Consider the following 25,646-nt stretch of genomic DNA (forward strand, 5'->3'; position numbering starts at 1 on the left):
GAGGAATAATTCTCATTACCCCACGAGATGACATTCCGCAGAGGAACCACCATGCCGACACCTCGCCCACTGGCACTGAGCATTGCACTCGTGTCTGCCCTCGTCGCCAGCCATGCCCAAGCCCAACGGCCCGAGGAGGCACAGACAGAAACCCTGGAGGCCATGACCATTACCGGGCAGGCTGCGACCAAGACCGAGACGCCGTTCGTCGAAACGCCACAGTCGACTTCCACCATCGAGCGCGAAGAGTGGGAAAGCCGCGGCGCCCAAACCGTGCAGCGCGCTCTGGACTACACTCCAGGCGTTTTTACCAACCAGATCGGCGCCTCCAACCGCTTCGACTACTTGGTGCTGCGCGGCTTCTCCGACGGCAGCCTGAGCAATACCTTCCTCGATGGACTCAAGCTGATGGGGGATACCAACTCACATAGCTCGATGACCATCGACCCGTGGTTTCTCGACAGCATCGAGATCGTGCGCGGGCCTGCATCAGTACTCTATGGTCAGGCTTCGCCGGGAGGCGTCGTCGCTCTCACCAGCAAGCGCCCGCAGTTCGAGCAGGGTGGCGAAGTGCGCCTATCCACAGGCAACAACGCCCAGCGCAGCGTCGCCTTCGATCTGACGGGACCACTGGGCGAGCAGCAGCGCGTCGCCTACCGACTCGTCGGCCTGGCCAGGGCCGCCGACACCCAGTTCGGCCCAGTGGAAGAGGAACGCTATGCCATCTCACCCTCACTGACCTGGGACCTCAACGACGCTACCAGCCTGACGCTCAAGGCCTACCTACAGCAGGATCCCGAGGGGGGCTATCATGCTGGCCTGCCCTATGAAGGTACCGTGGTGGACCGCGGCGGCCGACGCATATCCAATAATTTCTTCGAGGGAGAAGACGAGTACGACAAGTACCAGCGCACCCAACGACTGCTGGGCTACGAACTCGAGCACCGCTTCAACGAGGCTTGGACAGGACGTCAGCGGCTGAATTATCTCAACGCCGACGTGACGCTGAATCAGGTCTATGCCTACGGCTGGATGCCCGGCAGCGACAGCGAGCTGATCCGCTACTACTCGGGCGCAGATGAATCCCTGGAAGCCTGGACCCTCGACAACCAGCTCGAAGCCAGCCTGTCCACCGGCTTCATCGACCATACCGTGCTGGTCGGCGCCGACTATCAACGGCGCGACAATCGCGTTGAGTGGCCCTCCGGCATGTTCCCCAATGTCGATGCCTTCGACCCCCAATACGGCGCCGGGCCGATCGCCATGTACGCCCCCATGCGTGAGGACCATGAACTCCGCCAGACCGGCATCTACCTGCAGGATCAAATGGCCCTGGGCAACTGGCGGCTGACGCTCGGCGGACGCTACGACTGGGTGGACATCACCAATACCAACCTCGACAGCAGCGACACCAGCGAACTCGACGACACCCAGTTCAGCGGCCGTGCCGGCCTGCTCTACCTGTTCGACAACGGCATGGCCCCCTACCTCAGCTACTCTACCGCCTTCACGCCGACCAGCTTCGTCGATGCCGAGGGCGACCTGCTCCCGCCAATGGAGGGCAGGCAGGTCGAGACCGGCCTGAAGTATCAGCCGGCGGGAACCCGGGATCGCTACAGCGCAGCGCTGTTTCAGATCAACCAGGAGAACGTAGCCACCAAGGAGCAGCCCATCGATCCCTATCGCGCCGTGGGCGAGATCGAATCCAAGGGGCTCGAGCTCGAGGCGTACACCCATCTGACCGACAGCCTGAGGCTGCAGGTGGCCTACAGCTATACCGACATCACCTACAAGCGCAGCGACGACGGCAACGAGGGCAATCGCGCCATCTATGCACCGCGTCACCAGGCCAGCCTATGGGGTCATTACGTCTTCCAGAACGGTACGCTGGCAGGACTCGATGCCGGACTCGGGGTACGTCATTACGCCGATATCCAGGCTGATCGCGCCAACACTGCCCGGGTGCCGGCATACACGCTGGTCGACGCGACCCTAGGCTACGACCTCGGTGGTCTCGGCCTCGACGGCATGAGCGCACGCCTCAACGTCACCAATCTCACCGATGAAGAGTACGTCGCCTCGTGCAACTCGCTCGAGTTCTGCTACTTCGGCGCCGAGCGCGGCGTGCTCGGCACGCTGAGCTACGCGTTCTGACCCTTGATGCAGTCCAACCCAAACGCAGACACCCGGCCCAGCGACCGGGTGTCTTGCTCAAGACCATGACGCATCACCAGCGATAGGTGAGGCTGCCGATCACGCTGCGCGATTCGCCATAGAAGCACCAGTAGTCGCAGCCGCTGACGTACTCTTCGTTGGTGAGATTGTTGACGTTGAGCTGCGCAGTCCAGCTCTCGTCGAGGTCGTAGCTCAGCTTGGCATCATAGAGCGTGTAGGACGGGACTTCGGTGTCGCTGTATTGCGGCAGGTCAACGCTGTCGCCCACATAGCGCACCCCACCGCCGAGGCTGAGACCCGCCAGCATTCCCGAATCGAAACCGTAGTCGAGCCACAGCGAAGCTTGGTGGCGAGGGATCAGGCCGGCACGCAGATTCGTCGCCTCAGGACTGATATCGACGCGGGTGTCGGTATAGGTATACGCCGCGGTTAGCTGCAGTTGGTCGGTGACATAGCCGACACCCTCGAGTTCGAAGCCGCGGGAACGGCGCTCGCCACCCTGCCTGGAACTGGCCTCCCCGCTGGTATAAAGGGTGTTGCTCTCCTTGAGATCGAACACGGCGGCATTGACGTAGCCGTCTAGCCAGTTCGGCGCATACTTCACGCCCAGCTCCCACTGCTCCCCCTCGCTGGGCACGTAGGCGTTGCCACCCGGGTCGCTGCCGACCAGAGGACTGAAGGATTCGCTATAGCTAAGGTAGGGTGACAGGCCATGATCGCCCAGGTACATGACACCACCCGTAAAGGAGAGCTGGGAGTCACTGAAGTCCTGATCGGCACTGCCTTCTGCTCGATTGGTCACGTCGACGCTATCGCGCCGCAGTCCGGCCAGAAGGATCCAGCGATCCTGCAGCGTCAACTGATTCTGCACGTAGAAGCCAAGCTGCTCCTTGCCCTCTTCGTGCCGAGTGTGAATGTTCGCCGGCGTGAAGTTGCCGTATCGAGGGGCAAAGATGTCGATCGGAGCGAAAGCAAAGTTGTCGCCGTTGCCGTATTCGACATCGAATTTCTGGTAGTCGAGACCCACCAGCAGCGTATTTTCGGTGCTCTCGGTGTACCAGTTGGCCACCATCCGGTTGTCGACGGTAAAGGCATCGTAGCTACCGTCGCGATAGGTCAGACCACGCGCCCCCTGTCTGTCGTCCAGCATCCAGAACAGGTAGGCCCCTCGTAGCAGCATGTCGAACTCGCTGTAGCGCAGGTTCTGCTGGAAACGCCAGGTATCGCTGACTTCGTGCTCGAGTTCGTACCCCAATGACAGCTGGGTCACCTCACGTCGATCGTAGCCCGGCTCGCCCAGGTTGGTGCCACGCGGAACGCGACCGAACGGTGTGCTTTCGAGCGTTCCGTAAGGCAGATAGAAACCGTTGGTCGGCGTGCCATGGTCGCGCATGTAGCTGCCGAGAAGCGTGATGGACGTCCTGTCGCTCAGGTCGACCTCGAGACTGGGCGCGAGGTAGACCCGCTGGTTGTCGGTTCCGTCGATGTCGCCGTCCCCTTCTCGGAACAGCCCGACCATGCGGTAGCGCACGTCGTCACGCTCACCCACCGGGCCGGAGCTGTCGATACCAAGTTGACGATGGCCCTTGTTGCCGCCTTGCAGCGACAGCAGGCCGCGCGCTTCCTCAGTGGGTCGCTTGCTGATGGCGTTGATCACCCCGCCAGGGGGCGCCTCACCATAGAGGATCGAGGCTGGCCCCTTGAGCACCTCGATTCGCTCCAAACCGAAGGGCTCGGTCTGCCACCAGAAATAGCCCCCTTCACGAAAGAGGCGCAGGCCGTCCTGATAGGTGGAGTTCTCGCCGCTGAAACCGCGCAGAAAGAACCATTCGGCCTTGGTATCACGCCCGTAATGGCCGGCCAGCACCCCACTGCGATAGCGCAAGGCTTCGTCGTACTTCGTGACGGCGCGGGTCTCGAGCTCCTCCTCCGTCACCAATGAAACGGACCGTGGCGTTTCCAACGCTGGCGTATCGGTCTTCAGCGCCGTACCCACCACCACCAGGGTTTCGGCCTCGAGAGATTGCTCGGCAAACGCCCGAGGCACCACGCCTAACAGCGTACCCCCTAGCGTGAGGCCAAGTGAAAAACACACCGCCTGAGCCAGTGCGTTCGGCTGAGAAGGAGGGCGAGCATGGGACATGGTGATCGACCTGTGGGCTATACGAGTAGGAGTCGGCAGAGCCGGGACACCCAATGAATGAAAATTATTATCGAAGGGTAATGACAAGCATAACGCACACTTGAGCGTTGATAAACAAAATGCAAACCATTACTGTTAGCTTCTTCCTACCCCACGGTTCCGGTGGGCATGAGGCCAAGCAGTGGGTCGTCATGCGACGCATGCCCGGCCAGCCCCCGTGGCGGCAGTGGCCGACACCAAGGAACTCTGCTTGAGCCACCCCATGTGCGTAAGACTTTCCAGACTTCGGTACTTGACCCAATCTCGACGCCTGAGCGGAATACTCGGTTGCCTTTGGTTGGCAGCCGCCCCGGCACTGGCCGGCGACAATACACGCGTTGCCACTCTCGACTGGACGCTGGCCGAAACTCTGGTCGCCCTTAGCGAACCTCCCGAAGCGGTGGCTCAGGTAGAGGACTATCACAGCTGGGTCGGCGAGCCCAGGCTGCCAAGCGACGTCTCAGACATCGGGCTTCGCTCTCAGCCCAATGTCGAACTGCTGGCCCACCTAGCCCCTGTGAACATCCTCATCTCCCCGATGTTCAGCCGATTGGCGCCTCGACTCGAGAGGATCGGCGCGGTCGATATCAAAAAGCTCTACACACCCCAGGTGGATACCTGGAGCCAGATCCTCCTTCTGACCCGTGAGCTTGGCGCAGCTTACAGTCGCCAGGATGAAGCCGAAGCGTTGATTGCCGCCACCGAAGCCCGCTTCGAGACGCTACGCCAGGCCCTCCCGGAGGAAATGCCGCCTTTGCTGGTCGTACAGTTCATGGACGAGCGACATGTGCGGGTCTTCGGTGAGCACGGCCTGTTCCAGGCCGTGTTGGACCGCCTGGGACTGGAAAACGCCTGGCGGGGCGAGACCAACGCCTGGGGCTTTTCGCTGGTCGGTCTCGAGGCCCTGCTCCACCTGGAGGTACGTTTGGTTGTGGTGGAACCCTACCCCGTCGGCATCGAAGAGAAACTCGCCACCAGCGCCCTCTGGCGGCACCAGCCCAGCGTGCGTGACGGCAGCATGATCACGCTACCGCCAGTCTGGAGCTTTGGCGCCCTGCCCTCGGCACAGCGCTTCGCAGAGCTGCTCACTAGCGCGCTCGCTCCCTCGCAAGATTGAGCAAGCCTAAGCGCTCATGACCAACTGTCAGGTCGAAAACCTTCTCGAGATTTCGCTCCCCCATGGCATGACGGCCCGCACAAACAAATAGTAATGAGAAGCAATTGCATTGCATCCGAGTAAAGCGGCGTGTTACATTTCTCAAGAATAAAAATAATAATACATCACAATAGCATCGGATTTAATTTCTCAACAGACAAGGGAACTTAGCATGCAAGCAACGCGTTACCTGCTGCGCCGTACGCCACTGGCGGTGGCTCTCTCGACCGCAATGGCCCTCTCGGCACAGGCCGAAGAGCTGGATACGCTGGTCATATCCGCCAGCGGCTTCGAACAGACCATCGAATTGGCACCTGCCAGCATCTCAGTCATTACCCGTGAACAGCTCGAGGAGCGCAATGTCACGAATCTGGCCGATGCCGTTCGCGGAATTGAGGGTGTCAACAGCCGTCCGCTGGACGCTCGCTCCGGCAAAACGGGCAATCAGACCGTCAGTCTGCGCGGGCTGCCCAGCGAGTACACGCTGGTGTTGGTCGACGGGGTCCGTCAAAACGTCTCGGCCACGGTAGCCCCCAACGCCTTCAACGACTCACAGTCGACTTTCATCCCGCCGATTGCCGCCATCGAGCGTATCGAGGTGATTCGCGGCCCCATGTCGACCTTATACGGCTCGGATGCAATCGGCGGCGTGATCAACATCATCACCCGCCGCCCGGGTGACGAGTGGCGTGCCTCCGGCTCCGTGCAGACCGAATATTTCCGCGATTCAGACTTCGGCGGCACGACCATCACCGAAGGCTATGTCAGTGGGCCGGTCTCTCAGCATGTCGGCGTGCAGTTCTATGGCCGCCTGCTGGAACGCACCGCGTCCAATATCGACATCCCGGGTACCGAACCCAGCCTGACCGACAACCGCACCATGGGTCAGAATCCGAGCAAGGCCAATGTCGAGACCTTCGGCGGCGAGCTGGTATTGGCACCGGTCGATGCTCACGACATCAGCTTGCGCTTCGATACCAGTCGCCAGACGCTGGACAATCGCCAGGGTCAGGTGGGACGTCTGGAAGGCACCGGCACGACGCCGGCGGACTTTACCCGCGGCTATGGTAGAGAACTCGAGTTCTCACGCGACCAGTTCCGCCTCAGCCATCGCGGCGACTTCCTGTTCGGCCAGCTCGACACCTCGCTGACCCGGGACATCGTCGAAACCGAGGGTCGCACCGTCAACGCCCTGGCAAATCCGCCTGCGACCTACCCTGAGGCCGGTACTCCGCGTCGGCTGAGGCTGACCACCGACATCCTCGATACCCGGCTGACCAACGTCTTCGGCGATCATCTGGTGACATTGGGCGGTCAATACTTGGATGCCAAGTTCGAGGACGGCATCCTGCCCGAGGATGTGACCCGCGATCAGTACAGCCTGTTTGCAGAGAACGAGTGGCAAGCCACCGAGCGCCTGGCGCTGACCGGTGGGCTGCGCTACGACAAATACCAAGGAATCAGCGGCGAATTCACACCCCGCGCCTATGCAGTGTTCGAGGCCACCGACGAGTGGACCTTCAAGGGTGGCGCCGGCCAAGGCTTCCGCGCACCGATGATGGAGCAGACCTTCGACGGCGTCGTCGGCTTTGGTGACGGTGGCAGCACACCACTCTTCGGCGATCCCGACCTCAAGCCGGAGCGCAGCACCAACTATGAACTCTCGGCCCGCTACGACAACCGCCAGGGCTTCATGGCCCAGGTCACTGCCTTCCATAACACCCTTAAAGACAAGATCGAGCCTGCCACGGGCGCCAGCGATCGCACCAATGCCAATATCGGCGAGTCGCGCATCCAGGGCATCGAACTTGCCGCTGCCTATGGACTGACGGATACGGTGACTCTGTCGGGCAACTACACCTATACCGACAGTGAAGTGAGAGAGGGTGAAACGGCCGCCAGCTTCATCGGCGACCCGCTTGTCAGCGTTCCGGATCACATGCTGAACGTGCGCCTCGATTGGCAGGCCACCCCGCAGCTGAACACCTTCCTGGGCGCCGAATATCGCAGCAGCGCCTTCCGTCCGCGCAACTTCCACGAACCGCAGAACGGTGGCAGCTCGCAGGGTGCTTACGATGCACTGGGCGACTTCCACAGCACCACCATGGTCAACCTGGGCGCACGCTATCGGGTCAGCGAGCACGTCTCGGTCAACGGCGTGGTCAACAACCTGCTCGACCGCGACTTCAAGGACTATCGTTCCTATACTCGCGAAGACAATGGCAGCATTGCCTACAGCAATGTCTACAACAACCTTTATGGGCCCCGTTCGTTCGTGGTCTCACTGAACGTCGATTTCTAACGCACTGCCCTTCGCGAGTTAGCTGTATCGATCTTTATGGAGCCGACATCATGTCGGCTCTTTTTTTCGTGGCGTTTAGCTGACGGCAACGGGTTAGGCGTCGTATCGGCCCTAACCGGCATCAGTCGAGCGCGAAGTTGAGACCTTACCGAAGCGCTGCTGGAAGCGTGCCACACGCCCCTCGGCGGAAACCCGGCGCTGCTCCCCGGTATAGAACGGATGCGAAGCACTGGAGACATCGAGATCGACGAGCGGGTAGGTTTCCCCGTCCTCCCATACGATGGTCTTGTCCGACTTGCAGGTGGAGCGGACACGAAAGGTCGCACCGCAGCTGGTATCGCGAAACACTACGTAGCCGTAGTCGGGATGAATGCCTTTCTTCATGGTGCCTCCATAAAATGCAACGAAATAACATATCAATTAGATATGATTCTCATTTCCTTGTAAGGCGCCCCCATACTGCTCCTACACCGGGGTCTGTCGCCCTACCCTCGCCACCGCATCGCGGCTGGCGGCGACACGCTCCTCACCGACCAGTTCATGCAGCTGGCCATCGCACATCTCCAGCAGCCGGTCCGCCTGATCGAAGTAGTGGTCGTCGTGGCTGATCACCACCAGCGTCTTGCCCAGCGCCCGCAGACGCGGCAACAGCTCACGGTAGAAGGCTCGCCGGAACTGCGGATCCTGGTCGGCGGCCCACTCGTCGAGCAGCAGCAGGTCGCGGTGCTCGGCCACCGCCAACAGCATCGCCAGGCGCTTGCGCTGCCCCTGAGAGAGATTGATATTGGTGACGCGATCGTCTTCGAAGTCGAGCTTGCTGTGCATGTTCAAGGCAGCCAGCCACTCTTCCACCAGCGTCGCATCGGGTGACTCGCCTCCCGGCCCCATCAGGCGGTCGAATAGGTGCAAGTCGGTGTAGATCGCCGAAAAGTGCTGGCGGTAGGTCACCCAGTCCGACTCCTGCAGTGCCCGGCCATCGACTCGCACGACTCCGCTCTGAGGCTGATAGAGCCCGGTGAGCAAGCGCGCCAGGGTCGACTTGCCACTGCCGTTACCGCCAATCAGAAACACCACCTCGCCACGACGCAGGGTCAGGTCGACAGGTCCTATCGCGAAGCCTGGCCGCGCCTCCTCTTCGGGATAGCGGTAGGTCACCTGCTCGAGGACGATCTCCTGCCAGTCGTGACGCCGCGTATCGCTATCGAAGCTATCGCGGTAATCCGCCAGAGCCAGCGAGCTCAATTTCTCGAACGCTACCCGGGCGTTGATCAGCGTCGGCACGGCCCCCACCGCCTGGATCAAGGGAGCGCGCAGGAAGAGCAGCGTGAGCGAAAAGGTGGTGGCCACCTGCACCGACGCCCAGCCCAGGCCATTGGCCAGAAAGAACACCACGCCGATGGCGCCCAGCATCATGATATTGAACCAGTTGATCGCGCTGAGGTGGTAGGTGTCGCCGCGCACGATATGGTGCCGGTAGGCATCGGCATTTGGCGTATAGACGTCACGATAGAGCCACTTGGCCCGGTCGCGGTTGAGCGCCAGCTCCTTGCGCCCCCCAATCACCGACTGATAGTCAGCGTAGAGCCGATCCTCGACTTCGCGCAGCTTGGCCATATGCTGGTAGACCCAGGTGACCAGGCGCATGCAGACCGCCACCGTGACCACGGTCCAAAGTGCCGTCACCGCCAATATCGAGGGTGATAGCCAGCCCAGGTAGAGGCAGGCGCCCACGGTAAGTACCCCACCCTGCACCAGCTCCGGCAAGCGCACGAAGGCCACCGTGATATAGCGTACGTCTGTGGAGAGACTAGCCAGCAAACGGGCGCTGCCGATCTGCTCGACGCGCTCGATATCGGTGTCCATGATGCGCTTGATCAACTGCCCACGCAGCCGGAAAACGAAGTGGTGGCCCAGGGTAGTCAAGGCCAGCTGCGACGCGAGGGTGATCACCAACAACAGCGCGATCAGACCCAGGAACTCCGGCAGGATTCGCCAGGGGTCGGGAAAGATACCCAGCAGTTGCTGATTGATAAAGGCGATGACCCCAATGCCTAGTCCAGCACTGGCCAGACTCAGCACCACCACGGCCACGAATGGCCAGCGGTAATCCCGCCATACGATCCTGAACAGCTCCATCAACCTTGGCCCCTTCAAAGAGTTGAACGCGCAGCAGCGTGTCTCATAGCCTTTCAGACAAAGCCTTTCAGACAAAGCCTTAGCGGCGTTTCTTGGCCGGCTTGTTCTCCGGCTTCAGCGGGCAGCCACCACACAGCGGCTCATCGGGCAGACGATATTTCACGCAACACAACCGCCGCACACGGGTGGGGATATCACCGCCCAACTCGAGATAGCGCACCGGCTGGTAGAGCGGATTGCGACGCCCGTCAGCGAGCGTCTTGGTGTCGAGATAGCGCAGCAGCGGCTCCCCGGCAGCGGTAAAATGTGGATGCCGCGAACAGGTCTGGCCCACGTATTCAACGTAGTGGCCGAGGTTGCTCCAGAACACCTTGGACGAAAGCCCCGAGCACTCGGCCAGTGCCTCGATCAAGGGCGCACAAAAATCATCGAACAGCGTGGTGAAGCGGGTCTCGAAGTTGAGTGACGCCAGGGAAGCGCCGCCATCACGCAGCCACAGGCGAGTCGCCTCGTCCCGGTCGCCCAGCTCGACGCCCAGCACCTCGGGCTGCACCGGCAGCGCCCGCCCCAACAGCAGGTTGGCTACCAGGGACGGTATCGAGACCAGGCTGAAAAGATACTTCGACCAGATCGACGCCGCCGCCATTCGATCGACCCCCTCACCGAAACTGGCCGTATAGCGTGCCAGCAGCTCATCGAGCATTGCCCGGTCGAGCAGCGCACTGCCAGGCAGTGTCGCCACATCAGGGGCACCGAAGGCGGGAACTTTCAGGTCGTCCAGGGGCGGCTGACGATAGAGCGCGAGCAGCGACTCGACCGGATCCGCCTGGCGAGTGATGAGCTCCGCTGCGTGAGTCATGCGTACCTCCTGTATCCATCACTTATCGACTGGGCGTCGACTCGACATCACAGCCTGCGCAGCCCCCACATGAAGTAGGCGCCACCGATCAACGATGCGACCAGCCCTGCAGGCATGTCGTAGGGGAAGATCACCTGGCGACCCAGCCAGTCGGCCAGCACCATCAGCAGCATGCCCACGAGTGCCGCACCCAGCAGGTGATGGCGGGCGCGTGACAGCCCCAGCAACCTGGCCATGTGCGGCGCCAACAGCCCGACGAATGAGAGCGGCCCCACCACCAGGGTGGCGCAGGCCGTGAGCACGGCCACCAGCAACAGCAGCACCAGGCGAGCACGATTGAGAGCAATGCCCAGCGCCAGGGTGGTAGGCGCCCCCAGCGGTAGAATATCCAGCCAGCGGGTCAGCGGCAGGGTACACAGAGTGAGTAACGCGGCCAGCGTCCCTACCACCAGAGCACTGGTGAGATCTACGTAATAGGTGGAGCCCGCCAGCCAGGCGATCACCTGCTGCCCTCGGGGATCGCCGCCTGCCAGCATCACGCTGCGCACCGCATCGAACAGCGCCGTGACCGCCACCCCGGTGAGCAGCAGGCGCTCCGGTACGAAGCCGCTGCGGCGATTGAGTGCCACCAGGATCAGCAGCGTGGCAAAGGCCCCCAGGGTGCCGACCGCGACCAGCATGCCGCTGGTCGGCGCGGGCAGCAGGAAGATCCCCAAGATCAGGGCGATCGCACAACCACCGCTGATACCCAGTACCTCGGGACTGGCCATGGGGTTAGCAGAGAGGCGCTGCAGCAAGGTACCGGCCACCGCCAGCATCAAGCCGCTGGCCGCCGCCGCCAGCACCCGGGGCATACGCCACTGCATCACGTTCCAGTTATCCGGCGACAGCCAGTACCAGCCATTCACCCCCTGCCCCAGTAGCAGACCCAGGGCGGCAGCCATCAGCAGGCCAATGGCCAGGCGCGTGGCCAGGCGTTCGGGGGCGGGATGTCGGTTGGCCTGCACGGCTGACGGCTGTGGTGCCCGGTTACCTTGCAGCTTCAGGCGCGGGATCAGCCACAGCAGCAGCGGCGCGCCAAGGGCACCTGTCACCGCGCCGGTAGGAATCAGCATCGGCACCAGACCAGTGAAGTTCTGCAGTAGCAAGTCGGTAGTGGCCAGCAGTACCGCCCCCAGCAGCGTGCCCCATAGCAGCCGCTCGCTAAGGCGGCGCGCCCCCGCCAGGCGCACGATATTGGGCGCAGCCAGGCCGATGAAGCCGATGATGCCCACCACGCTGACGATGCTACCGGTGATGAATACCGCCAGCCCCATGCCCGCAAAGCGCAGATGGGTAAGCGACACACCCAGACTCTTGGCGCTGGCATCGTCCAACTCCAGCACCGCCAGGGGGCGCAGCAGGAACCAGGCCAGCACGCAGCTGATGGCCAGCCGCGGCCAAAGAATCGCCACGCCATCCCAGCCATTCTGGGCCAGTGAGCCGGCGCCCCAGATCAACAGGCCCGAAAGTGCCTCGTGATTGAACAGCAGCAGCGCCGTGGCCAACGCCCCCAGGTAGAGGTTCACCACTAGCCCGGCCAGCACCACCACGATAGGCGCCAAGCCCCGCCGCCAGGCCAGCATGAACACCAACCCCACCGCCAAGCCGCCACCGGCAAGCGCCACCCACTCGCGGCCAAAGGACAGCAGCCCCGGCGCCAGCAGGGTCGCCGTCATCAACGCCAGGTTGGCCCCCGAAGCCACCCCCAGGGTGGTAGGTGACGCCAGCGGGTTGCGCAGCACTTGCTGCATCAGCACCCCGGCCAGCGCCAGGCCACCTCCGGCCAGCAGCGCAACCGAGAGCCGTGGCCACCAGGCGTAATGCAGCAGCAACTGGTCGATATCCTCGAACGAGGGCGACAACAGCGCCTTGAAGCCCAACGCCATACCGCCCTGGGCCTCCAGGCCCAGCCAGAACAGCACCACCAGCGGCAGACTCAGCAGCCAGCAGGTAAGCGCCGGCATACCGCCGCGCATCGTGTGCCCCATCATATTTGCCTCGCCTGCAGCCCTTGCCACACCCGGCGGCACCCTTTCGTCAGCCATGCGGCTCCTTTCGCATCGATTCATCAGCTCATCAACTAACGCTAACAATTATCATTGATATCTTAATTGTGAATGATACTCTTTCCCGCCTAGCAACACCACTCGAGTCTTCCAGGCAAGGGAATCCCATGAAGAAACGCATAGCCCTCGGTTTCACCGTGGTTGCCAGCTCGGCCGCCATGACCCTTCACGCCCAAGAACGCCAGGACACCATGGTGGTAGTGGGATCGCGCACCCCCTCCCAGATCAACCAGATACCCGGCGCGGTGTGGATAATCGAAAAGGAGGAACTACAGCAGCAGATCGAAGCCGGCGCCGATCTCAAGACGGCTCTGGGCAGGCTCGTGCCCAGCCTCGACATGGCCCCCGAGGGGCGCACCAACTATGGCCAGAACTTGCGCGGCCGCACCGTACAGGTATTGATCGACGGCGTGTCGATGAACAGCTCTCGGGGCCTGTCCCGTCAATTCGACTCCATCGACCCCTTCAACATCGAACGCGTCGAGGTGCTCTCCGGGGCCAGTAGTCTCTATGGCGGCGGCGCCACCGGCGGCATCGTCAACGTCATCACCCGTAAAGGCCGTGTCGGTGGGCCGGATTGGCGCACCGAGGTCGGAGTCACCACCGGCTTCAATCGCAGCAGCGATCTCGACAGGCGGATCGCTCAGTCGGTCAGCGGTGGCAGCGAACGGGTGCAGGCCTATCTCGGCACCGCCTTCCAGGATAATGGCCGCCAGTTCGACGGTCGCGGTAACGAGATCTTCCCCGATCTCGCGCAGACCGACCTGCAGGACAATCGCAGTATCGACGTGCTGGGCAACCTCACCTTTCAGCTGAATGACGCTCAAACCCTGGAACTCGCTGCCCAGCTCTACCGCTCGGGCTACGAGGGGGATCGTGGGGTCTACTTCCCCCACCTGGACGCTGCCAGTCCCAGCCTGGAGGACGCCGAGATCCGTGACGGCTATCGTTCCGACCGCGACCCAGCCACCGATCGCAAGATGGTCAACCTGCAGTACCACCACGCTGACCTGCTGGGGCAGAACTTCTATCTGCAGGCCTTCCATCGCGAGGAGGAAGCCAGCTTCCAGGCCTTCCCCTACCCGGTCGCCGGCGGCTCCGAGTTCCGTGCCTCCCAGCAGAACACCGAGCTCAGCGGCCTAAAGGCGCTGTTCGATGCACGACTGAACGAGCGTATCGGCCTCATCTATGGCCTGGATTACGATCGCGAGAGCTTCGACGCCAGCCAGATGACCTTCGACAAGGCCGTATCCGACGCCACTGGCGGGCTGGTACAGGAACAGGCCAGCATCGCACCACGCTATCCCGGCTACCGGGTCGACACTCTCGCCGCCTTCGCCCAGCTCGACTGGCAGGCGACCGATGCTCTCAAGCTATCGGCCGGTGTTCGGCGCCAGCACTCCGACGTCGAGGTCGACGACTTCAACGGCATTCCCGGCGGCGAGAACGACTACGACGCCACCCTGCTCAACGCCAGCGCGCTCCACGACTTCGGCAACGGCCACCAGAGCTGGCTGCGCTACAGCCAGGGATTCGAGCTTCCCGATCCGGCCAAGTATTACGGCCGTCCGGGCATTAGCGTCGGCGCGAACCCGCTCTCCGCCATCGAGACCGACCAGGCTGAACTCGGCTGGCGTTACCAGGGCGGCGACTGGGTGGCCCAGGCGGCGGTCTACTACGCCTGGTCCGACAAGGCCCTGGAAATCAACAGCGGCGACCTGAGCGTCGACGTGATCGACGACAGGAAGCGCGACTACGGTATCGAAGGTGCCCTGACCCGCTACTTCTCGGACGGCCTCGAAGTCGGCGGCACTCTGCATCTGGTGCGCTCGGAGCAGGAGAACGACGAAGGCGGATGGGAAAAGCGCGATGCCCGCTATGCCTCGCTCTCCTCGGCGACCGCCTTCGTCGGCTGGCGAGACCACGTCCATTCGGCCCGCCTGCAGGCCAACCACACCTTCGACCTGGAGGATGACGCCGATCGCAGGATCGACGGCAACACCACCCTGGACCTGGCGCTGAGCCGACAGACCGACTTCGGCAAGTTCAGCCTCGGCGTGCAGAACCTGCTGGACGAGAGCTACTCCACGGTGTGGGGCCAACGCGCGGCGATGTTCTATTCACCCTACTATGGCCCGGAATACCTCTACGACTACCAAGGCCGCGGACGCACCTACAGCCTGACCTGGTCGATGGACTACTGACCCGCCTTCATCGTGATGCTCGCCCCCTCAAGCCCATTCTCGCCCCCCGCAGCCGACCCGCGCTTCGCATGCGTGGAAGATACTAGAGGTCAAGGAAGCACCAGACGTAATGGCCGAGCACCACCTGCGACTCAACAGGATCAACTTGCAGCCTGAGTTTGACAGGAAACTTCCCATCAACCAAAATGCAAATAAATCTCATTGAGATTTTCCATGGTGCCCTATGAACACGGAACGCTCCCAGCTGTACTACACGTGCGTCTTCCTGCACGTCTCCTTCCAGGCCGTGCATAACTCGGTAGCCACTTCTCCGAAGCGGGATGACACACCCTGCTGGCTGGATGCCCAGATGCTACGCATGCTCCTCAGCGAACTGCAGCGCTGCCGAAGAGAGGCAGCACCTTTCAAGGAAGTCCGGCAGTCGCTGGATACTGCGGTCTATCACTGCGGCCTGCTGATGGCCCAGTGCCCTGCCGCCCTTGATCGCCAGCTCTGCCAACACCATCTCGAGGCCATCATAGCACCGCTCAAGGAAGCCACGGCCCAGCTCTCAGGTAATGCCAACCGCACGGCTGTCAGCCGTGCGTCGTCGCCTGGCCAGCGCCTACGCAGCTGGCTTGGGTGGTAGAACTCGGGACAGCGCCGACTCAAGCCTGCCTGCTGTGGGTAGCGTCAGCGCGCCCACCGCCACCATGCCCAGCGCCAGCACCATGAACATCCCCGCGTAGCCCAGCCCATCCAGCAGCACCCCGGCCAGTATCGGCATCGCTAATCGAGAGAGGGTGAACAGGCTCGCCTGCAGACCGTAGTCGAGCGCACGATACCCTGGCCGTGCGAAGTGCATCATCAGCCCGAACACCAGCCCCGAGAGCGCTCCCATGGCACAGGCCAGCAGCCCCGCGCCCACCAGCCATAGCGTCTGCCCAGCCGCCATATGGCTCACCAGACCCAAGCAGGCCAAGGCTAACGCCCCCAGGCCAGCATAAAGCGGCAGCGCACGGCCAATGCCCAGCCCCTGCGCCAAGCGCTGTCCCGCCAGGCTCGCCAGTGCTCCCGCCGTTCCACCGCCAACCCCCACCCACCAGGCGACCTGCTCCGCCGGCATGCCGAGATCGAGCAGCAGTGGCTTGAGATAAACCCAGCCAGCCCCGACGAAGGGGAATAGCAGCATCAGTAGCGCCACCCAGATGGCGGCGGATGGCTGGAGAAAGAATCCGCCGATACCCGTACTGCCCAGCGGCAAGTCGTGTGTCGATGCACCACCCGTCGGTCCACCTTCCCCCTGCCCGGGGGTCTCGAGTACGCACAGTATGATGCCGCCGACCGCCAGCAGTAGAGCCATCAACACGAAGGGAGCGGTCCCGCCCGCTCGCTGGTGCAACACCAGCAGCAGGCCACCGCCGACCACCGCGGCCAAGAACAGCGCCGCCGAGCGAATGCTGCCGGCACGCAGCCGTTCCCCGGCGGGCAGGCAGCGAATCGCCAGCGCATTGACGGGTACATCGGCCCAGGTCGCCAGCAGGCTGATCAGCAACACCCAGGCCACAAAGCGCAGCGGCTGTGTCAGCGGCAGATCGTACGCCAGCCCCAGTAGCGCCAGACACAGCAGTACCCCGAGCAGGCCGGCCCAGGCCCGATAACCGCCGCCCGCCGGCCGGCATCGCTCCACGGGAAATGCCATGAGCAACTTGAGCACCGCCGGCAGGCCCGCCAATTGCAGCAGGCCGATCTGGGTACCGCTCCAGCCCTGCTCGCGCAGTACCAGCGGCATTCCCAACAGCAAATAGATACTGGGAAGTGCCAGAGCGAAGTGGAGCCAACCGAACGCCAGCTGTCTGACTGTCAGTGAACGCATCACTCCACCCTCCGCCGTGCCACCAAGGCAGTGGCAGGGGCCATGGGCAGATTGATCGACTGCTCCTCGCACACCTCGAAGCCATGAGCCAGCAGCGCGTCGCGCAGCTCGCCGGCATGGGTTACCCGGCGCCCCTGCCACAACAGCGGCAGGTAGTAGGAGAGCATGCGGCGTGCCGCCTCGGGTGCGGCGGGAATTTCGGCATGCACACAGATCAGCTCACCCCCCGGATTCAGGGCGGTATGTAGGTTGCGTAGGCTGGCCGAGAGGTCGGGCACAAAGTGCAGCACCGAGGAACACCAGATCACGTCGTATCCGGTGCCGAGGGTATCCGTCGCCAGATCGCCGCCACGCGCTTCGAGTCGCGCGGTCAGGCCGGCTTCAGCAATCTGCTGCGCGGCGACCTTGGCGGCCTCGGGCAGCTCGAAGACCACCCCGGTCATGTGCGGAAATGCCTGAACCAGGGCGATGGCGACTAGCCCGGGACCGCCACCCAGATCCAGCAGCCGCCTGGGTGTATCACGGCATACGCGCCGTGCCACCAGTTGGCAGGCGGCGGGCGCCGTCACTGCCACCTGCTCACGCGCCAGGTGGCCACGCGCCGCCGCTGCCCAGCGCTCACCGCTGGCCAACGGCGCTGGCTGGTCCGCGCCATGCAGGCCCGCGGGCAGTGTGGCGCCGAAGTCACGCATCGATGCGAGCCGAAAGCGCCACGCCTCGCCGCAGTAATGCGCCGACGAAGCGACCAGGTAGCGCCGTGCCGCTGCGCTGCTGGCATAGTGCCACTCACCCGCTCCTTCCCGGTTCCGTTCGAGCAGTTGCATACTCCACAGCAGCGTCAGCCAATGATGAGCCGTTGCGGGGCGCCATCCCCGTCGCCGCGCCAGGGTTTCAGGCGTGCAAGGCGTTATCAGCGTCTCGAAGAGGTCCTCTGCCAACGCCAGTTGCAGAGCTTCGGCCTGCACCGCGGCAAGTGCCAGGTCCCAGCAGGGTTGCATGGGATGAGGGGGCGCATCCACGGGCCGGCTCATAGAGACACCCCCACACGCAGGCCGATCTCTCGAGGGGGACTGTACTCCCGCACGCTGCCATTGAGCAGACCGACGGCATCGAAGCGACGATCAGTGGCGTTGTTCACATAGAGCCCTAACCGCCAAGGCCCGTGGCGATAGCCCGCGGCCATATCCAGCAGGGCGTGCCCGGAGCGACGGTTGCGGTTGGACGCATCCAGGTAGGTCTTGCCCATGCCGCTGAGGTTGGCCTGGGCATACCAGTCCTGGGGCGAATCGTAGCGCAGCCCCAGCCGACCGCTGATGTCCGGCGCAAACGGGTTGCGATTGCCGGCATGGTCACCGCTCAAATCTTCGAACTCACGAAAGCGCGTGCGATTCAGCGCCAGACCCGCTTGCAGCGTCCAGTGGCCGCCCAGCAGATAATCGAGATCCAGTTCCACACCCTGCGAGCGTGCCGCGGCGGCATTGGTGATCAGCACACTTCCGGGCTGGAGGACCTGCTGCACCTGCATGTCGTCGATGCTCATCCAATAGCTGGCCACCCCATAGCGCAGCCGTTGAGACAGCGCCGTACCCTTGATGCCCAGCTCGTAGGAAGCCACTTCTTCCGGTGCATAGCTCGGGTAGTCGCTGGCGGGCGAAAAGGCATTGAAACCGCCAGCACGAAAGCCCTCGGCATAGCGGCCGTAGAGCCAGTCGTCATCCCCCAAGCGGTACTGCAGCGCCAGCTGCGAGGTCACGTCGCGCCAGCGCTCGCTGCGCCGCTCGGCTGCGCCTGGCACCAACGCCACTCGGTTTTGCTCGAGGCGCAAGCCAGGCGTCAAGCGCCAGCGCTCGCCCAGCGGTAAGGTCCACTGCCCGAACAACGCCAGGTTCTCGCCCTTCAGCGTTGCCTCACTGCGCTGGCTGCCCATTGGACTGCGCTGGGCGAACTGCAACCGGTGGTCGTCACGGTCGCCATACAGGCCCAGCACCCAACTGCCCCCTGCATCGCCCTGGCGCTCCAAGCGCAGCTCCTGGGAAAGCGTGGTGAAAGTCTGATCGCGCTCCACACCAAAGCGCTGGGCCGGTGTCAGGTCGGTATCCTGAGCAACACGATCGCGAGTCTCCCGCCGAGCGGTAATGGCGCGCAGCGTCAGCTGCGGGGCCAGAGCATGGCGTATGTCCAGGGAGAGGTCCTGACCGGACGAACGATTGCGGCCGGGATCGACGGAGTCGACATGACGAGAGTCTCGTGCGGCAGGCCCCCAGGGCGCTGCCCCATCGCGATAGTGCCGCTGGCCATGGCGCAGCGTCAGCTCGGTTCCCTGTGCAGGTAGCCAGTGCAGGGCCAAGCGACCGCTCCAGCGCTGGCGATCGTCTGCTGCTCCATCTTGAGCCAGGTTCTCTACATAGCCATCCTGCTGACGCGCCTCGCCGCTGACGCCCAGATAAAGCCGCTCGGGCACCAGCGCCTGAGCGGCATCAAGGCGCAGTGCGCGGAGGTCACGGCTGCCGAATACACTCCCCAGCTCTGCATAAGGAGCTTCATCGGGCGGCCGGGTGTGCAGGCTGATCACGCCGGCCTCGGCATTGCGGCCGTAAAGCGTCGACTGCGGACCACGCAGCACCTCGACCCGCTCCACGCCCAGCAGGTCGTGATCGAACCCCTGCCCGGTCACCACCGGTACGCTGTCGACCAGCATCAACACCGAGGAAGAGAAGGCCGTGGCTCCCGAGGTCAGCCCACGCATTACCGGCAGCGCCGTTCCTGATTGGCCGAAGGGCTGGAAACTCAGCCCTGGCACTTGTCGGGCCAGATCCTCCACCCGGCTGGCCCCACCGTCCACCAGGGTTGCCCCCCAGACCACGGCCAGGCTCGATGGCACCTCCTCTTCGCTCTGAACCACTTTGCTGGCCGTAACCGTAACCGACGGCAGTACGTCCTCCTGAGCGGCTGCGCCGTACGCCCAGCTTCCCACCAGCAGCATTGCCGCCCCACCCCACCAGCCACTGCGTTGCATCGCTCGCCTCCTTCGACCGGGTATCTCCCGCTGGTACGGGAGCTCTCGAAGGAGTAGGCTAACGACAAACGCGATCAATTATCATGATCATTCATATGCAAAGCGATCCGCTTCCTATGCAATATGGTGCCTCAAGCAACAGCCGCGACTTCCTGCAGCAAGGCACCTGGCTCCATCGGCTCGACGACGGTCTTGCGCTGGCGTTCACGCGCTGTCGCCCGCCCCGGGCCTTGATCGAGACGAGCCACACCCCACACGCCGAAGCAGGGATAATTCTTACCTTCGGCCTGCTGGGCAGCTCCGAGTATCGGGAGTACTGCGGGCCTCGGGTCGACTTCTGCCGCGGTCATACCACGGTCACCGCGTTCGACCACAGCCGAGGCGAGCGCCGCATGCCGGCCGGCGAATCCGTGCTCCAGCTACGCCTGATCGCCAGTGCCGAATGGTTGACCCGGTACCTGGGCAAGAGCAGCCAGGCCACGCTGCCCACCTCCAGCGGAATTCGCACTCTGGCCTTCCGGCCCACACCCGCAAGCAGTGGCGCGCACCTCCAGGCACTGCGAACCCTGCTCCAGACGAACGGTTCGCGCATCCAGTTACACATCCATGCGCTGAGCCTGATGGGGGAGCAACTCGAGACCTTGCTGCCGCCGCCGGCTGCGCCTGCCAAGGGGCGCATGACGACGGCTGATGCCGAACGCATCCACCAGGCCCGGAATATCATCGTGGAGGAACTGGACACCCCGCTGACCCTTGCCTACCTGGCCGCCCGGGTGGGACTGGGGGAGCAAAAACTCAAGGCGGGATTTCAGCACCTGTTCGACATCACGCCAGGCCGCTTCCTCCACGAGCAGCGTATGCGCCACGCCCACCGTCTGCTGGAAAGCGGCCAGCAAGTGGCTCAGGCCGCCTATGCCACCGGGTATCGCCATCCCAGCAACTTCAGCGCGGCCTTCTCGGGTTTTTTCGGCTACCCCCCGAAAGCCGTAAAGCATGGTAGATAAAGCCAACGATTCTCGTTTACCCTATGCAGATCGATTCTACGTGCAAGGACCCCCCATGTTCGAGGTCAAGGACGCTACCTTCGAGGTAAATGGCAAGCGCCTGCTCCAGCCGGTAACCCACCACTTCTCGGAAGGCAAGGTCTACGGTTTGATCGGGCACAACGGCTCGGGTAAATCGACCTTGGTCAAGCTGCTCGCCCAGCAGCAGCCCGTCAGCCAGGGTGAGGTGCTACTGGATGGCCGCCCCGTGCGTGACTGGGGCCAGCGTGAATTTGCCCGCCGGGTGGCCTATCTGCCCCAGCACCTGCCAAGCGCCGAGAATCTGATCGGGCGCGAGCTGATCAGCTTCGGGCGTTACCCTTGGCATGGGCTGCTGGGCCGCCATACCGCCGAGGATAAAGCCGCCGTCGAGCGCGCCATCGAGCTCAGCCATACCGAGGCCTTCGCCGACCGCCTGGTGGATACCCTCTCCGGCGGCGAGCGCCAGCGCGTATGGCTAGCCATGCTGCTGGCCCAGGAGAGCCGCTTCCTGCTGCTCGACGAACCGCTGGCCGCGCTAGATATTTCTCACCAGATGGAAGTGCTGGCACTGATTCGCAAGCTGTGCGACGAACTCAAGCTGTGCGTGATCATCGTGCTCCACGACATCAACATGGCCTCACGCTACTGCGACGAACTGCTCGCGCTACACACAGGCCGGGTGCTGGCCCACGGCCCCCCCGCGGAAATGATGACCGACGCCACCCTGGAAGCCATCTACGGCTTGCCCATGCAGGTCATGTCGCATCCCAACGGCGAGCATCGTATTGCTGTGGCGTGCTGATTGCGCAAGCAATCATAGAATCAAACTCGCCTTCGTCTGAAGGCGAGTCATCAACTGCCCATCAGCTCGTCGTCTACGAGGCCACCGGAGACACCGGTGCTTCACTCGCAGAGGGTTCGGTCAATCTGAGCTTGCCACTCTCCAGCCGCACCAGACGGTCAGCGAGGGGGAAGTAGCGGTCGTCGTGGGAGATCACCAGCACGGCCTTGCCCATGCGTTTCAATTCGGGCAACACCTCGCGGTAGAACACCTCCTTGAACAGCGGATCCTGATCCGCCGCCCACTCGTCGAAGACCAAGAAGGGGCGATCCTCCAGATAGGCCACCACCAGTGCCAGACGTTTGCGCTGGCCCTGGGACAGCGCCTGGGTGGAGAAGGCGCCGTGCTCGACCCGTACCTTGTGCTGCAGATGCAGCTTGGCCAACAGGCGGTTGCCCTCCTGGTCGAGATCGGCACGCGGCGCTTCCAGCAGCCGCTCGAACAGATGAAAGTCGGAGAACACCACCGAGAACAGCTGCCGGTAGGCATCGCGATTATGCGCCTCGATGCGCTCATCATTGAGCCATATCTCACCGCCTTCCGGGGGATAGAGCCCCACCAGCAACTTGGCCAGGGTGGTCTTGCCGCTGCCGTTGCCGCCCACCAGGAAGACGATCTCGCCAGGCTCGAAGGTCAAGTCGATGGGCCCCAGCTCGAAGACGTCGTCACTCTGCTCATGGTAATAGCCGTGGGTGACACCCTTCAGCACCAGGCGCTCCAGCCTGGCCGGTGCGGCACCCTCGGCAGTGCCCTCCGCCTCAGGCATATCTGCCGTGAGTTCGCCGATACGCGTGGCCGAAACACGCGCCAGATTGGCGCGGGGAATGTTCATCAGTAGCGCCTCCAGCGGCGTCACCATGAACACGAATACCAGCGCGAAGCCGGTCATCACCCGGGTCTGCTCCGGGCCGCCCCCCACCAGCACGAACAGCACCAAGCCGATGAAGGCATAGATCAGAAACTGCCCCCAACTGGTCGAGATCACGAACAGCGACATGCCCCGGGTGCGCAGGCGCCGCACGCCGTCGATGGAGGCCTCCAGCACCTCGCCGATGAAGGCCCCTCGCTTAGGCCGATTGAGGCGTAGCTCCTTGGCGCCGTCGGTGAGAGCGCGGAAGTGGCCGAACAAGCGGTCCTGCTCGGTCGATGCCTGATCGAGCAAGCGAATCGCCCGCAGGTGCGCCAGGTGGTAGCCGATGGACCCCAGGCCGATCACGGCGATGGCCATCAAGAAGATCTGCCAGGAGAGCAGCGCCAGATAACACAGGCAACCTACCACCACCACCGTATTGGTCAGGATCACCGGCAGGCTGACGAAGAACTGCGCCACATTGGTGCTGTGCTCCGACAGTGCTGACTGCACCCGGGCACTGCCCACCCGCTCGAGATGACGATAGTCGGCGGCGGCGACACGTCTGGAGATAAAGCGGCGCAACTCCGCCAGGGCGTGCTGCCCCAGGCGTTCGAACAGCACTGCAGACGTCATGCGGCTCAGCATCAATGCCACCGCCACGGCGGCAAAGATCCAGGCGATACCGGCGCGGCTTTCCGCATCGCTGGTCAAGGCGGCGTTGATCTGCGTGATCAACAACACGCTGCATAGCCCCGCCGCTACGCTGGCCAGGGTAGCGGCCAGCATCAACCTACGGGAACGACGAATCAGATAGGAGAGCACAGCGACCTCACTCGAACGGGAAACCTATTTAGCTGACGAGCGACGCCCCGAAAAAGTTACTCGACAAGACAACAAAATATAAACAAGGCGCATTCTCATTCGTCATCAGTGTGAGCAGGCCACTTGCCTACGCGAGCCCATGACAGGAGACCCGCAGTGTCTACCACCGTTCAAGAAAGCCCCTGAGCACGGCGCAAAGCGCGGCAGCCAACGGGTTCGTTCGTACCGCATCGGCGCCTCAAGTCCTCGCCAGTGCGCAAGCAACAGGTCGTCGATAGCCGTCAAACAGGCATTCGGCACATCCCTACGCAGCCCCTATGTGCGCTCTCGTAATACGTCACGTCGCCGAAGAGACCCAGTGGTGTGTCACTGTCCATATGCCCAACAACGTCAGCGCGGCCTTCTCGGATTTCTTCAGCTATACCCCGAGCCGTATAGCATGGTAGATAAAGCCAACGATTCTCGTTTACCCTATATGGATCGATCTGCTGGATGGCCGCCCCGTGCGTGACTGGAACCAACGCGAATTCGCCCGACGGGTGGCCTACCGGCCCCAGCACCTGCCGAAAGCCGAAAATCTCGTCGGGAGCGAGCTGATCGCCTTTGGCCGCTACCCTTGTTCTTCACGCCACTCTCTGGCTGCACTTACGTATGACGAATAAAATTCAATGCTTGGCAGTTGCGGTACTGATAGTGACTTTGGCGATACCTTCACCCTGCCTGGGCGGCGTTGCCCGCACACACCCATCAATTGCCGCTCTCGATTCACGCATCATCGAGACTCTTCTTGCGATGGGAGTCACCCCAGTAGCGCTCACGGAGCCAGAGACTCAGCATTTCGCGCCTTCCCAGGCAACACAAGCCATCAATCTCGGAATGCTGATGCAGCCTAACCTGGAGCTTCTTGATCAAGCATCGCCTGAGCTGATCCTGACCTCACCAAGTTTCATGCATGCGGCGTCCCGATTCCCCGCAGCCACGGTCGAGCGTTTGACCCCCTACAGTCCCGACGACGAGGCCAACAGTTGGCAACGCATGACGCGCTTCACAAGAAACCTGGGACACCTCATCGGCGAAGATCCCCGCGCAGAGCAACTGATCCAAGAAGCCGAAGCACATCTTTATTCGTTGAGAGCTAGGCTTTCCGGGCAACAGACTCCCCCATTGCTTGTCGTTCGCCTTATGGACCACCATCATGCCAGAGTGTTTGGTCAAAACAGCCTATTCCACGGAGCTTTGGAAGAACTCGGACTAACCAATGCTTGGCAAGGCCCAGACAACCATTGGGGCATGACCTTAGTCACCATCGATGAATTGATGAACATCGATGCCCGCCTGGTGATACTGGAAAGCCCTTATGCCACCAGCGCCATTCGCGAGCAATTCACTGCGAATGGCATCTGGCAGCATTTACCGAGCATACGGCGTGGCGATGCGATTTACCTACCAGCGACGTTCAGCCACTTCGGCGCCCTACCCTCTGCCTATCATTTTGCTGACATTCTCGTCGATGCATTGACAACACCATAGCTGCCTTGAGGTACCGCTCAAGTAGCAGCAGTCTTCTTCACGATCCTCAAGGTAGGCCACCACCAGCGCCAGGCGCCTACGTTGCCCTTGTGACAGCGCCTGGGTCGTGAAGGCGCCGTTCTCGACCTGCACCTTGTGCTGCAAAATGCAGCTTGGCCAGGGTGGCCTTGCCACTGCCGTTGCCGCCCACCAGGAAGACGATCTCGCCGGGCCCGAAGGTCATGTCGATGGACCCCAGCTCGAAGACCTCGTCGCTCTGCTCATGGTAGTAGCAATGCCTGACACCTTTCAGTGTCAGGCTCTCCAGCTCAGCCGAAGCCGGCACCAGGCCGATGAGCCTGGCATTTCCCCGTTACAGCAGTCGATGAAGAAGCTGATGCGTGGCAAGCAACGCCACAGATTGTAATACGAATGATTATTCGTTAGTATTTGCATCTCATTCTGATCCCGATGCCTCGAATGCTAGATACCATCTCTCCTAACCGGCCACAAATGCCCCATCAGGCGGTTTGTGGCCGATATTCGGTTTGCGTCTTGAGGACCCCGTAAGCGATATGGATCAGCTTACGCATTGCCGCCCCC

Annotated in this window: 18 protein-coding genes and 1 pseudogene; 9 read left to right on the forward strand and 10 right to left on the reverse strand. The window is 62.6% G+C overall.

Going from position 1 to position 25,646, the window contains the following annotated elements:
- Positions 1 to 51 precede the first annotated feature (51 nt).
- Positions 52 to 2,154: a TonB-dependent siderophore receptor gene (locus HOP59_RS21120; RefSeq protein WP_276574329.1), complete on the forward strand. Its 2,103-nt coding sequence runs from the start codon at positions 52 to 54 to the stop codon at positions 2,152 to 2,154.
- Between the two features lie 73 nt (positions 2,155 to 2,227).
- On the opposite strand, the gene HOP59_RS21125 is transcribed toward HOP59_RS21120, so the two are convergent.
- A complete protein-coding gene (locus tag HOP59_RS21125) occupies positions 2,228 to 4,318 on the reverse strand; it encodes a TonB-dependent siderophore receptor (protein ID WP_234255495.1) in 2,091 nt (696 codons plus the stop codon).
- 292 nt (positions 4,319 to 4,610) lie between these two features.
- Between HOP59_RS21125 and HOP59_RS21130 the strand changes: the two genes are divergently transcribed.
- Positions 4,611 to 5,474, forward strand: a complete 864-nt coding sequence (locus HOP59_RS21130) for an ABC transporter substrate-binding protein (RefSeq protein WP_234255496.1) — start codon at positions 4,611 to 4,613, stop codon at positions 5,472 to 5,474.
- A 211-nt stretch (positions 5,475 to 5,685) separates the two neighbouring features.
- Positions 5,686 to 7,815, forward strand: coding sequence for a TonB-dependent receptor domain-containing protein (locus HOP59_RS21135; RefSeq protein WP_234255497.1), 2,130 nt, complete (start codon positions 5,686 to 5,688; stop codon positions 7,813 to 7,815).
- Positions 7,816 to 7,926: 111 nt separating this feature from the next.
- On the opposite strand, the gene HOP59_RS21140 is transcribed toward HOP59_RS21135, so the two are convergent.
- The 4 genes from HOP59_RS21140 to fhuB all read right to left on the reverse strand — a co-directional run bounded on the left by HOP59_RS21140 (position 7,927) and on the right by fhuB (position 12,843).
- The gene (locus HOP59_RS21140) at positions 7,927 to 8,199 is read right to left on the reverse strand and encodes a type B 50S ribosomal protein L31 (RefSeq protein ID WP_234255498.1); all 273 of its coding nucleotides are present in this window, start codon (positions 8,197 to 8,199) and stop codon (positions 7,927 to 7,929) included.
- An 81-nt stretch (positions 8,200 to 8,280) separates the two neighbouring features.
- Positions 8,281 to 9,951 (reverse strand): multidrug ABC transporter permease/ATP-binding protein, encoded by a 1,671-nt coding sequence (locus HOP59_RS21145; protein WP_234255499.1) that lies wholly within the window; start codon positions 9,949 to 9,951, stop codon positions 8,281 to 8,283.
- A gap of 79 nt (positions 9,952 to 10,030) precedes the next feature.
- Positions 10,031 to 10,810: a siderophore-iron reductase FhuF gene (gene fhuF / locus HOP59_RS21150; RefSeq protein ID WP_234255500.1), complete on the reverse strand. Its 780-nt coding sequence runs from the start codon at positions 10,808 to 10,810 to the stop codon at positions 10,031 to 10,033.
- Positions 10,811 to 10,857: 47 nt separating this feature from the next.
- Positions 10,858 to 12,843 (reverse strand): Fe(3+)-hydroxamate ABC transporter permease FhuB, encoded by a 1,986-nt coding sequence (gene fhuB, locus HOP59_RS21155; protein ID WP_234255501.1) that lies wholly within the window; start codon positions 12,841 to 12,843, stop codon positions 10,858 to 10,860.
- A 182-nt stretch (positions 12,844 to 13,025) separates the two neighbouring features.
- Here fhuB and HOP59_RS21160 point away from each other — a divergent pair, with 182 nt between their 5' ends.
- The gene (locus HOP59_RS21160) at positions 13,026 to 15,122 is read left to right on the forward strand and encodes a TonB-dependent receptor (RefSeq protein ID WP_234255502.1); all 2,097 of its coding nucleotides are present in this window, start codon (positions 13,026 to 13,028) and stop codon (positions 15,120 to 15,122) included.
- Positions 15,123 to 15,471: 349 nt separating this feature from the next.
- Positions 15,472 to 15,750 carry a hypothetical protein gene (locus tag HOP59_RS21165; RefSeq protein WP_234255503.1) on the forward strand — a complete coding sequence of 93 codons (279 nt, stop codon included), beginning with the start codon at positions 15,472 to 15,474 and terminating at the stop codon, positions 15,748 to 15,750.
- On the opposite strand, the gene HOP59_RS21170 is transcribed toward HOP59_RS21165, so the two are convergent.
- Genes HOP59_RS21170 through HOP59_RS21180 form a run of 3 tightly spaced genes read right to left on the reverse strand, consistent with a single transcriptional unit; the run spans position 15,727 to position 19,993 of the window.
- Complete coding sequence (locus HOP59_RS21170; protein WP_234255504.1) at positions 15,727 to 16,977, reverse strand: MFS transporter; 1,251 nt, start codon at positions 16,975 to 16,977, stop codon at positions 15,727 to 15,729. The genes HOP59_RS21165 and HOP59_RS21170 overlap by 24 nt on opposite strands.
- Positions 16,977 to 17,996 carry a class I SAM-dependent methyltransferase gene (locus tag HOP59_RS21175; RefSeq protein WP_234255505.1) on the reverse strand — a complete coding sequence of 340 codons (1,020 nt, stop codon included), beginning with the start codon at positions 17,994 to 17,996 and terminating at the stop codon, positions 16,977 to 16,979. Before HOP59_RS21175 ends, HOP59_RS21170 begins: the two co-directional genes overlap by 1 nt.
- Positions 17,997 to 18,004: 8 nt before the next feature.
- Complete coding sequence (locus HOP59_RS21180) at positions 18,005 to 19,993, reverse strand: TonB-dependent receptor (protein WP_234255506.1); 1,989 nt, start codon at positions 19,991 to 19,993, stop codon at positions 18,005 to 18,007.
- A 116-nt stretch (positions 19,994 to 20,109) separates the two neighbouring features.
- Here HOP59_RS21180 and HOP59_RS21185 point away from each other — a divergent pair, with 116 nt between their 5' ends.
- The gene (locus HOP59_RS21185) at positions 20,110 to 20,997 is read left to right on the forward strand and encodes a helix-turn-helix domain-containing protein (RefSeq protein WP_234255507.1); all 888 of its coding nucleotides are present in this window, start codon (positions 20,110 to 20,112) and stop codon (positions 20,995 to 20,997) included.
- A 55-nt stretch (positions 20,998 to 21,052) separates the two neighbouring features.
- Positions 21,053 to 21,820 (forward strand): ABC transporter ATP-binding protein, encoded by a 768-nt coding sequence (locus HOP59_RS21190; protein ID WP_010627995.1) that lies wholly within the window; start codon positions 21,053 to 21,055, stop codon positions 21,818 to 21,820.
- A gap of 73 nt (positions 21,821 to 21,893) precedes the next feature.
- Here the strand turns inward: HOP59_RS21190 and HOP59_RS21195 are convergent, their stop codons facing one another.
- Positions 21,894 to 23,534 (reverse strand): cyclic peptide export ABC transporter, encoded by a 1,641-nt coding sequence (locus HOP59_RS21195; RefSeq protein WP_234255508.1) that lies wholly within the window; start codon positions 23,532 to 23,534, stop codon positions 21,894 to 21,896.
- 491 nt (positions 23,535 to 24,025) lie between these two features.
- On the opposite strand from HOP59_RS21195, the pseudogene HOP59_RS21200 reads away from it, so the two are divergent.
- A pseudogene (locus HOP59_RS21200) lies at positions 24,026 to 24,151 on the forward strand (Fe3+-hydroxamate ABC transporter ATP-binding protein FhuC); the annotation flags it as partial.
- Between the two features lie 34 nt (positions 24,152 to 24,185).
- A complete protein-coding gene (locus HOP59_RS21205) occupies positions 24,186 to 25,064 on the forward strand; it encodes an ABC transporter substrate-binding protein (protein ID WP_234255509.1) in 879 nt (292 codons plus the stop codon).
- A gap of 76 nt (positions 25,065 to 25,140) precedes the next feature.
- Here the strand turns inward: HOP59_RS21205 and HOP59_RS23625 are convergent, their stop codons facing one another.
- The gene (locus tag HOP59_RS23625; RefSeq protein WP_338073356.1) at positions 25,141 to 25,389 is read right to left on the reverse strand and encodes an ATP-binding cassette domain-containing protein; all 249 of its coding nucleotides are present in this window, start codon (positions 25,387 to 25,389) and stop codon (positions 25,141 to 25,143) included.
- Positions 25,390 to 25,646 lie beyond the last annotated feature (257 nt).

Source organism: Billgrantia aerodenitrificans, from assembly GCF_021404405.1.
GTDB lineage: Bacteria > Pseudomonadota > Gammaproteobacteria > Pseudomonadales > Halomonadaceae > Halomonas > Halomonas aerodenitrificans.